General features: G+C 43.9%; 9 protein-coding genes. 7 read left to right on the top strand and 2 right to left on the bottom strand.

The features are described 5' to 3' along the window. Positions 1 to 110 (bottom strand): class II fructose-bisphosphate aldolase (locus tag ACW12G_RS04400; RefSeq protein WP_455647369.1); only part of this gene is annotated, 110 nt, incomplete at its 3' end. 531 nt (positions 111 to 641) lie between these two features. Here ACW12G_RS04400 and ACW12G_RS04395 point away from each other — a divergent pair. From ACW12G_RS04395 to ACW12G_RS04370, 6 genes are read left to right on the top strand one after another with little or no spacing between them, the layout of a single operon-like run. Next, on the top strand, positions 642 to 1,043 hold the full coding sequence (locus ACW12G_RS04395) for an EbsA family protein (RefSeq protein ID WP_029510399.1): 402 nt from the start codon (positions 642 to 644) through the stop codon (positions 1,041 to 1,043). Beyond that, a complete protein-coding gene (locus ACW12G_RS04390) occupies positions 1,021 to 1,947 on the top strand; it encodes an RluA family pseudouridine synthase (RefSeq protein WP_455647368.1) in 927 nt (308 codons plus the stop codon). Before ACW12G_RS04395 ends, ACW12G_RS04390 begins: the two co-directional genes overlap by 23 nt. Positions 1,948 to 1,996: 49 nt before the next feature. Next, a complete protein-coding gene (pyrR, locus tag ACW12G_RS04385) occupies positions 1,997 to 2,524 on the top strand; it encodes a bifunctional pyr operon transcriptional regulator/uracil phosphoribosyltransferase PyrR (RefSeq protein ID WP_010000485.1) in 528 nt (175 codons plus the stop codon). A 56-nt stretch (positions 2,525 to 2,580) separates the two neighbouring features. Then, positions 2,581 to 3,666 carry a carbamoyl phosphate synthase small subunit gene (locus ACW12G_RS04380; RefSeq protein WP_010000484.1) on the top strand — a complete coding sequence of 362 codons (1,086 nt, stop codon included), beginning with the start codon at positions 2,581 to 2,583 and terminating at the stop codon, positions 3,664 to 3,666. After that, on the top strand, positions 3,641 to 6,175 hold the full coding sequence (locus ACW12G_RS04375) for a carbamoyl phosphate synthase preATP-grasp domain-containing protein (RefSeq protein WP_455647367.1): 2,535 nt from the start codon (positions 3,641 to 3,643) through the stop codon (positions 6,173 to 6,175). Before ACW12G_RS04380 ends, ACW12G_RS04375 begins: the two co-directional genes overlap by 26 nt. Next, a complete protein-coding gene (locus tag ACW12G_RS04370) occupies positions 6,153 to 6,446 on the top strand; it encodes a DUF7671 family protein (protein ID WP_019041623.1) in 294 nt (97 codons plus the stop codon). Before ACW12G_RS04375 ends, ACW12G_RS04370 begins: the two co-directional genes overlap by 23 nt. A gap of 31 nt (positions 6,447 to 6,477) precedes the next feature. Here the strand turns inward: ACW12G_RS04370 and ACW12G_RS04365 are convergent, their stop codons facing one another. Beyond that, the gene (locus ACW12G_RS04365) at positions 6,478 to 7,713 is read right to left on the bottom strand and encodes a multidrug efflux MFS transporter (protein WP_455646565.1); all 1,236 of its coding nucleotides are present in this window, start codon (positions 7,711 to 7,713) and stop codon (positions 6,478 to 6,480) included. Positions 7,714 to 7,990: 277 nt separating this feature from the next. Here ACW12G_RS04365 and ACW12G_RS04360 point away from each other — a divergent pair, with 277 nt between their 5' ends. Next, the gene (locus ACW12G_RS04360; protein WP_455647366.1) at positions 7,991 to 10,228 is read left to right on the top strand and encodes a RelA/SpoT family protein; all 2,238 of its coding nucleotides are present in this window, start codon (positions 7,991 to 7,993) and stop codon (positions 10,226 to 10,228) included. Positions 10,229 to 10,452: the final 224 nt, after the last annotated feature.

The raw sequence follows: 10,452 nt of genomic DNA, 5'->3' as shown, positions 1-10,452 counted from the left end.
ACTCGGAGGATTGCTTGTGTCCATTCAAGATTATTGGTATTAAAAGCACCCACGGCGTAGCCGTGATCACGGGCTGTTTGTACAATAGCTTTACCAGAAACAATTGTCATAATTTATTCTCAACTTTCTTTGGTTTAGATTGTGTTGTCGCGAAAAAGTGGGTCATCATGCTGTTGAAATTCGGCTATTTCAAAGGCTAGTTTATAAGGCGTTTAGACTAGACCAATTGCTCGTTTTTGTTAAAGGGATTAAGCCTGCTAGTCGATAAACGTCATGTATTAGCGATGTTCAAGCCATCAATATTTGGTGAACAGCGGACGATCCTCTGTTTTGGAAACGCTTACATTTTCGCTATAGAAAACATTATACCGTGTCAAAAAAATAAAGCAACATAGACCAATTTTAAAATTGGTCTTATATTTGATTGTATAATTTTGGTAAAAGTGCCACGCTTTGTAGGTTAGATCCACAGAGCGGTACCAACGTCTGACAACTATTTGTGGTACAATAGTTCTAGCTAATTTCCGATAAAAATTTAAGAAATATGACAAAACAACTTGAAAAATAGTGGCAAATGCCATCTGAAAATTGTCAGATAGCGCAGTAATAGCGTATATTTTCATTGAATGAGAGGTAAACACATGATTCCAAAGCGTGGGTTCTTTCAACCCTTAGAAATAACGGGCCAAATTAGTTGGTTATGGTGGGGAATTGCGCTGTTGGCTGGTCTCATTACTTGGAGTGAGTTGGAGTTCAAACTCGTCCTACCAGTGATTGGTTACCTAATCATCGTCCTCCTGTTAGGTCTGATACTTGTTTTACGCCGACGCGTATATATCGTCGGACCACGACTATTTTTAGGGCATGTCTTGACGTCAGAATATGAAGAAATTTCACTTGTGAAAGTTGAAAATTGGCAATTAAATGGGCATGTATTACAATTCACACGTGCCGGCCGTGATCGGAAATATTGGTTGAGTAAAAATATCACACAACAAATTAAGGATTATATGAATACCCATGACGGACAAAATCACAATTAATATCACAGATCAAACGGGCCGAATTGATGCCATTTTGGCAAATCAAAACTTACCGTATTCCCGTACAGTTTTAGCAAATTGGGTACAATCAGGCGAAGTGCTTGTTAATGGACAACGGGTGAAGCGCTCGTACAAAGTCGCTGCCGGCGATGTGATTAGCATTCAGCCACCAGTCGTACAGCCAACCGAAATCGTTGCCGAAGCGATGCCATTAGATATTGTGTATGAAGATGCAGATTTATTAGTGGTCAATAAGCCACAAGGGATGGTTGTGCACCCAGCAGCAGGGCATACGTCTGGCACATTGGTGAATGGTTTGTTACACCATGCACCATTATCGACGATTAATGGCGAATTCCGACCAGGGATTGTCCATCGTATTGACCGTGACACCAGTGGGTTGTTAATGGTTGCCAAAAATGATCAAGCCCATCAAGCACTCTCTGCACAATTGAAAGCACATAAAAACGACCGTATTTACTATGCACTCGTTCGCGGTGAATTTGAAGAAAATACTGGGACAATTAACGCACCAATCGCCCGTCATGCTATTGACCGTAAAAAGCAAGCGGTCCAAGAAGGCGGACGTGAAGCGGTGACGCATTTTGAAGTGATCGCCCGTTACGTTGGTTATACATTACTCAAGGTACGCTTAGAAACTGGTCGTACGCATCAAATCCGTGTCCATTTAACTTACATTGGCCCTCCTATTGTTGGGGATCCGGTTTATGGTGGCGCACAAAAGCTACCTGGCGTGCATTTAGCAGGTCAATTATTACACGCCAAAACACTATCGCTAACCCAACCAACAACTGGGGAAACCCTCACGTTTGATAGTGAAATACCCGCATATTTTGCGCAGGCTTTAGCAACTTTGACCCCAATTAATCCGCAACATGATTAATAACAGATAAGAAAGGATCTGTGTGGTTGTGTAACCGCATAACGAGAATATGGCAAATAAAGAAGTATTAGATAACGCATCATTACAACGTGCGTTGACGCGTATTACTTACGAGATTATTGAACGTAACAAGGGCGGGCAAGATCTTGTCTTGGTCGGCATTAAGACACGTGGTGAATTCTTAGCTCATCGGATCGCGAATCGTCTAGAACAATTAGAAGGGGTTAAGATCCCAGTGATGGCCATTGACATCACTAATTTTCGTGATGATGTCTTGAATCGTGATGATAGTTTAGGTCTCAATGCTGAAGAAAAAACCAATATTTCGGATAAAAATATTGTGTTAATCGACGATGTGTTGTTTACAGGTCGCACAATCCGCGCCGCGTTGGATGCCTTGATTCATATTGGCCGACCAAATACCATTGCTTTGGCGGTACTGGTTGATCGTGGGCATCGGGAACTCCCAATTCGCGCAGACTTTGTTGGGAAGAATATTCCAACGGCGCAAAATGAAAAGATCAAGGTCTTGGTCCAAGAAATTGACGGCCGTGACGCCGTTGAAATTGTCCATTAATAGGAGATATAAAGTAGGTTATTTGGCAATTTTGTGACCTACTGTGAGTAATAGATATGAAACGGCACTTAATTCTTGAGGATGGCACGGTATTTCAAGGCTTAGGCTTTGGTGCACCGGCAACGACATTTGGCGAAATTATTTTTCATACAGCCATGACTGGTTACCAAGAAATCATCACCGACCCGATTTATGATGGGCAGATGATTGTTTTTGCGATGCCAGTTGTCGGCGCCGCTGGGATTCATGCAGAGGCGTATGAATCGGTGAAACCAACGATTCGAGGCATGATTGTGCATGATCTGGCGGAAGTCTCTGTTAATCGGCAACGTCGGATGAATTTAGACCGCTTTTTAAAGCAAAATAATATTCCTGGTTTGTACCAAGTAGACACACGGCAGCTTATCCGGCATTTGCGCGAGACGGGACCACAAAAAGCCACTATCGTGGATTATGCTGATGAACACGCAGTGGATCAATTGGTGGCCACGGTGTTAACCAATAAACAGGTGCAAAACACCGCAACGCCAAAGCCCTATGCCAATCCAGGGCGAGGTCGTCATATTGTCGTGATTGATTTTGGTTTAAAACACGGCATTTTACGGATGCTTGGTGATTTTGATGCCAATGTCTCTGTTTTACCTTATACAACAACTGTTGAAGAAGTGTTGACGCTTGATCCTGATGGCATTGTGCTGTCAACTGGACCAGGGGATCCGCGCACACTGCCTGAAAGTGTGTTAACGCTGATTCGTGTTCTGCAAACCAAGGTTCCAATGTTGGGGATTGGCTTAGGGCATGAATTATTTGCGATGGCCAATGATGCGGAACTTAAACCACTTCAGTCCGAACATCACGGGATGAATCATCCTATTCAAGAAATTATTTCACAACAAATTTTTTATGCGATGCAGGGTCAAGGTTATGCGGTCGATGAAGCAACCATTAATCGGAAGAAAATGATTGTGACGTATCGTGACTTGGTTGATGGCGCTGTCCAAGGGTTGCGCCACCGTGAATTTCCCGCTTTTAGTGTCCAATTTTTCCCTGATGCTGCCCCAGGGCCATTAGAAGCCACCGCTGTATTTGCAGATTTCTTTGAAACGGTAGAAGATTATGTCGAACATTTCAATCAATACTAATATAAAAAAACTGCTCTTTATCGGTGCGGGGGCCAATGACTTTGGCCGCGAGGCAGAACATGATGCAGCAATTTATCAAGTCATGCCAGAACTTTGCGGGCATGGCATTGATGTTTTTGTCATTGATGAAAATCCGTATGCGCTGGCTTTAGAGAGTTTAGCAGCGACTGCCTATTGGCAACCGCTGACAGTCGCCAATATTAAAGCTATTATCAAGGAAAATCATATTGATACGGTGATGCCTCTGTTTGGTGGCGAAGCCTCGCTGCGAATCTGGGCCGAAGTTGTCCAAAGTTGGTCACACGGGGATGGGGCACTACCGCATACGCTTGGTCTCAGCATTGAGATGTTACTGAAAGTGAATAATTTACCGGCATTGACACAACTGATGGCCGAAAATGGCTTACCGGTAATTACGAACTATGTGCTCAAAGCACAGGACGAAGCGAATGAGTTATTACGTGAATTGCATTTACCGTTAATGGTGCGGGCCTTACATCCTAACCAAACCAACACACGTCACATTATTGAACGATTAGATGACTTTGAAGACGCGATTAACCTCGCGAAGTCGCAGTCCGTGACGCAAGAAGTGATTATTTCACGGGCTATCAATGGCCTTAAAGAAGTCAGTTTAGAGATTTTGCGTGATGCACGCGGGAATAAAATGCAAATTGGCGCGAGTGAAGATATGGATCCAATTGGTATTCATACGGCTGACTCCCTCAGTGTGTCACCAATTCTGACGATTCAAGATCAGTTGATTAGCCGTATGCGAGACTACGCTTTTCGAGTTGCTGATATCTTGCAATTGCAAGGGATTATGCATGTCCAATTTGCAGTCGATGACGATACCGATAAAATTTATGTCATTAAAGTATCCCCTTATATTGACCAAATGGCGACGCGCATGGCTTTGGCTACGGGGTACCCAACGATGCTTGTGGCCATTAATCTAGCAATGGGCATTCCGTTGGAAGAAATTGTGTTACCACACAATTTTGGACCACAAACAGCGATGATGGAACCCATGATGGATCACGTGGTGGTTAAATTACCAATCTTTCCATTTGGTGAACTGGCTGAAGCTGGAGTACATGTGAAACGCCAGCTTAATAGTGTGCAGAAGTCTGTGGGGACAACCCTTGGCTTTGGCCGGACGTTTATTGAGTCTTTAGAAAAGGCGATTCGGTCGGCGCACTTTAACAATGCGAGTTTCTCGCCAACGAACATGGCCCACATTAACGATGATGAATTGATTCAACAATTGATTCATCCACAAGATAATCGCGTACTCTTGTTGATTGAAGCGATTAAACGCGGGTATGAAATTGATGAACTCGCGGAATTAACAGATATTGATGAATTCTTCTTCCATCAGTTGCAACATTTACACCAGTTGGAAACGGCTATTGAAGCCGATGTGGATAGTATTGCTGCACTAAGACGTGGGAAAAGATACGGCTTGTCAGATGGGTTGATTGCCCGTTTTTGGCATACGGATTTTAATATTATTCGGACCTTAGCCCAGGAACATCACATTGATGTGACCTATAAGGCAGTTGAACCATCTGCTGGTGAATTCCCAGAAAATGCGCGGCAGTATTATGCAACCTTTGAGTCAGAAAATGAGTCTAAGCAGGTCGCAGAAGACGCGATTTTAGTGATTGGCTCGGGCGCTTTTCGGATGGGGGATGCGGCATCTGGTGGTTATGCGACGACAATTACGCTGTCAGAATTGCGCCGGTTGCAGTATCTAACCATTATTATGAACAATAATCCCAGTGACGCGACGTTGTTACCACATTTAGCGGATAAGCAGTATTTGGAACCATTGGAAATTTCTGATGTGATGCAGGTTGTTGAATTAGAACAGCCAAAGGCAATTGTTATTCCTGGTAACCGGCGCAAGTTGATTCGCGCTTTACGTGAATTGGGACAGCGGGTAATTATTTTGCCAAAGGAAAAGCATACGCCTAGCGGACCAGATGAAAACGAGTCAGAGTTTGCGCTAAACGTCTTTTTTGATGGCGACAAAGTCTATCCAATCAATATTACCCAACACATGGCTGGCGAGATGCGGGTGATTGCCCCTGCTGGTGAGGTACCAAGCCGGTTGCTGGCAACAACAAAAACACTAGAAAATCCTGGTGTTTACCAAGTGATTTGGTATGAAAAAACGGTTCAGTGGCGTCGGGAAGTTGATTTGGCACCGATTAATGATGGTACTTGGTTACGCCCAATGCCATTTGGGCAAATTGCTTTCTTGACAAAAGTTACGCATATCGAATGGTTACGTTTAACGATTCGGGCAGCTTTGCATGAAATGACCGCACAGGATTTGCAACTATTGGCTGAGATTGCGCATCGTGCCAAATCACAACCGTTGGCATTGGTGGCAGCTGACGTGAATTATCGTTTGCATTTGCAACCGAGTGAAGTCATTGATGGTACAAGATTTGAAATGGGAGTAGGTGTGAGCGACTATGGGCGATCGGAAGAAGTATGAGACGCACCTCTTTAAGGGAATTCTCGTGACGCAAAATGCATCGGGGCGTTTTGAACCAAAAGCCGATGCGGTGCCACATTTGTGGCGTACGGGAAAACATACCAAGGGGCAATTTAAACAAATTGGGCAAATTTTCTTAACGGAAAACGGCCAATCGGTGGCGGTGTTACAGCAAGATAAATTAGCTTTTAATCAACGCCATGATTTCACCCCGCTACAACGGTGGACCGCAGAATACGTGCCACTTGAATTATTGACCAAGTGGTTATAAAAAAACCTGAACATCATGTTGTTCAGGTTTTTTATATGCGGGCGGGTTTAATATGCTTACTTGTAAAGTGAAAGAGCGTAGCATTGATGATAATAATGAGGCCGCTGAAAATGAAAATAGCCCGATAATCGTATAGACTAGCGACAATGGCCCCCATCATGGGACCAATCACAGAACCTAATGACTGAAAACTTTGGTTATAACTGAAAATACGACTGGTCATTTCAGTGGGTGAGTTTTTAGAGAGTAAGGTTTGAACGGCTGGTAACATGGTTGCATCACTAATACCAACCAAGAATCTAAAGAACATTAACATACTGATACTGGTCACAAAAGCGGTAGGAATAAAGGCAATGACCCCAATCATAAACCCAATTTTAATCATGCGATGGGTTCCGACGCGATCACCAATTCGGCCAAAATGCGGCGCCGCAATCACGGTTGCGATACCTGGCATGGCAGCCACAATACCGGCGATAAACGTGGTGTCGGCACCATGATGTAAGATTTCTCGAACAAATAAACTCACAATCGGGTTAATCGCTGTGTTGACGGTTTGAACTAACATGGTGGTCACAAACAAGCCGACAATAAGTGGTTTATTAGGGATATTTTGCCAAAGCGTTTTGGTGGAGACACGTGATACGCGTAGGGCAGCGGGCCGGGGCGATTCCTTAACCAGGAACAACGTTAATATAAACACGAGAAACAGGATGATGCCGGTAATATGAAATGAGGTGCGGTAACTGAAAAAAGTTGCCAAGATACCACCAAATAGTGGGCCAACCAAATTACCAGCGGTCATGCCCGTCACTAAAATACCAAGGGCTTTCCCAGCATGTTTTTTCGGTGTTTGAGTTGCCACTAGGGCATTCGCATTTGAAATGAAGCCACCCATAGCACCTTGCAGGGCGCGTAGGATAAATAATTGCCACACATTGGTCACATTCCCCATTAAAAATAAGACAATTGACATACCAAAGGCGGCGCGTAGCAACATGAGCTTGCGACCTTTGCTATCGGCTAGTTTACCCCAAAATGGTGACACAATTGCCGTGACTAAAAACGACACGGCAAAGACAGCACCAGAATAAAAGCTTAATTGGTCTTTATCAAATGTCTCTAGTGTGTCAATGTAAAGGGACAAAAACGGCATGACCTCACTCAATGCAACCCCAGTCATAAAGACGCCAAACCAGAGGACAAAGACATTTCTTTGCCACAATGGCTCGCCATCCGACTGAGATTCTTGCGTGTTTTCAGGCATATAGATCTTCCTCCGAGAAAAAATTGATAGTCTTAGTGTATGCTTCTTTGTCAAAATATGCACGTTATAAGACTTAGCTTGTGAATGTATTAAATTTTTATTATAATGAAACTACGTTTGAAAACGTATCAAGGCATGTTGCGGTTTTTAAAATAGTGATGTGTCTTCCGGAATTAAATGAAGGGAATGTGCTTTCTTGCATACACTTGTTTGAAGTACATCGACCAGATTTGGTGATCGATCAAACGACTGTGTGCCAGATAGCGCGCAAAACAATATGGCAAGAACTAAGAGTTATTCAGGGCAAGAAGTCCTTGATATGGTTGGGCAATATATGGCACCAGCAGATGCCGAAAAAGTCAAATTGGCTTATGACTGGGCGTCAGAGCTCCACCACAATCAGTTCAGAAAATCTGGTGAACCTTACATTATTCACCCCATTCAGGTGGCAGGGATTTTAGCCGAGCTTAAGATGGATACGGCAACGGTTATTTCCGGCTACTTGCATGATGTGGTGGAAGATACACCAGCCAGCATCCAAGACATTGAAGAGAAGTTTGGCGCAACGATTGCGCAAATTATTGACGGTGTCACAAAGATTAGTAAAATCGAATACAAAAACTCACGAGAACAGCTTGCGGAAAATCACCGAAAGCTGCTTTTAGCCATGTCCAAGGATATTCGTGTCATTATTGTCAAACTCGCCGATCGTTTGCACAATATGCGCACGTTAGGCGCGTTGCGAGAAGAAAAGCAGCGTCGTATTGCGAGTGAGACGTTGGATATTTATGCACCATTGGCCGATCGCTTAGGAATCAGTACGATTAAGTGGGAGCTTGAAGACCTCGCTTTGAGCTATTTAGATCCAGAAAAGTATTATATGATTGCGTCACAAATGAATATGAAACGTGACGAACGGATCCAGTATGTCCAAGAAGCGGTGACGGAAATTACGCAAGCCATTCAAGATCTTGAATTGGAAAATGTGAGTGTTTACGGGCGACCAAAGCATATTTATTCGATTTATCGCAAGATGACGGACAAGCATAAGGCGTTTGAAGAAATTTATGATTTGTCAGCGGTTCGGGTCCTCACTGATACGATTCCAGATACATATGCGGTCCTTGGTGCGATTCATTCCAAGTGGATGCCATTACCTGGTCGCTTCAAAGATTATATTGCGTTACCCAAAGCCAATGGGTATCAAAGTTTGCATACCACAGTGATTGGCCCAAGTGGCCGTCCTTTGGAAGTGCAGATTCGTACGCATACCATGCATGAAGTTGCGGAATTTGGTGTGGCAGCACACTGGGCCTATAAGAAAAATAAGGGCTCAAACAAAGAAGCCAAAGTCAATGACCAAAACCAGCAGGCATTGAATGTGATTCAAGGGATTCTAGAATTACAAGAAGATGCCAAAAACGCTGAAGACTTCATGGCTGGCGTACAAGGGGATCTCTTTAGTGATCGTGTTTATGCATTCACACCACGTGGGGATGTCTTTGAATTGGCAAAAGGCGCTGGACCGCTTGATATGGCTTTCTCAATCCATACGAATGTGGGCATTAAAACAACAGGGGCCAAAGTCAATGGTCGCATTGTGCCACTAGATTATAAAATCAAAACTGGTGATATTATTGAAATTATCACCAGTTCAACAGCTAAGCCAAGCCGCGACTGGTTAGACATTGTCTCCACGCGTCGGGCACGCAATAAAATTAAGCAGTATTTCAAGCAACTTGATCGCGAGGATAACATCGAAGCGGGTCGTGACTTGTTAGCGCGTATCTTACAAGACACTGGCTTTGATCCGGCAGCTATTTTAACGGTTGATCGGTTGGTTAAAACGGCTGAAGCCCTGCATTATCATACGTATGAAGATATGTTGGCGGCGCTTGGTTATGGCGACGTTGCCGTACCAGGGGTAGCCAATAAGTTGCCGGAAGCCATTCGTGAAGCCCAGCAAGAAGCGGAAACGGCGGAATTGCAACGGGAATTACTTGAAGAAGGTCACGAAATTAAACGGGTTGAAACAGCACTCACCCAACGGCAAAAGGCAACTGCTGATGATATTGTGATTGCTGGTGTTGATAATTTACTGGTACGTTTGGGGCGTTGTTGTACGCCAGTCCCAGGCGATGACGTCACTGGTTACATTACCAAAGGTCGCGGCATTTCGGTGCACCGCGTCGGCTGCCCAAATATCCGCGCGGCCGAGACACAAGGGCAACGTTTGGTGGATGTACAGTGGGAAGATGAAAAGGGGCTCAAGCCTAACTATGACGCTGATTTGACGGTTCATGGTGAAAACCGTAATGGGTTACTCAATGATGTCTTACGGGTTGTCAATGGTCGGACAAAGTTTGTCAACTCAGTGAACGGACATGTGACTAAAAACGGCATGGCGCAAGTGTCATTATCAATTGGCGTGAAAAATAGTGAACAGCTCGGCAATATTATGGATGCTCTCAATAATCTGCCAGCTGTCTATGATGTGGAACGGACATTCCATTAAAAAACGGGCAATGTAATTTTTTATCAAACGATTAGGCGTGTTTTCATGTTATATTTTTAATATTACTTTTTAATTTGAAATGAGCGCAAAATGAAGACCCCAATTTTAATGGCCATTGCCCCCATTACTCAATCACAGCAACCAGGGATGTTGTTAGACGATAAACAGGCAAAAAAAGTGTACTTTACAGCACAACAATTACCGGACACAAAGTCCAAAAAATG

The sequence above is a fragment of the Leuconostoc sp. genome (genome assembly GCF_965300815.1).
The sequence above is the reverse complement of the archived record's forward strand: the minus strand, read 5'-3'. Positions and strand labels throughout refer to the sequence as shown.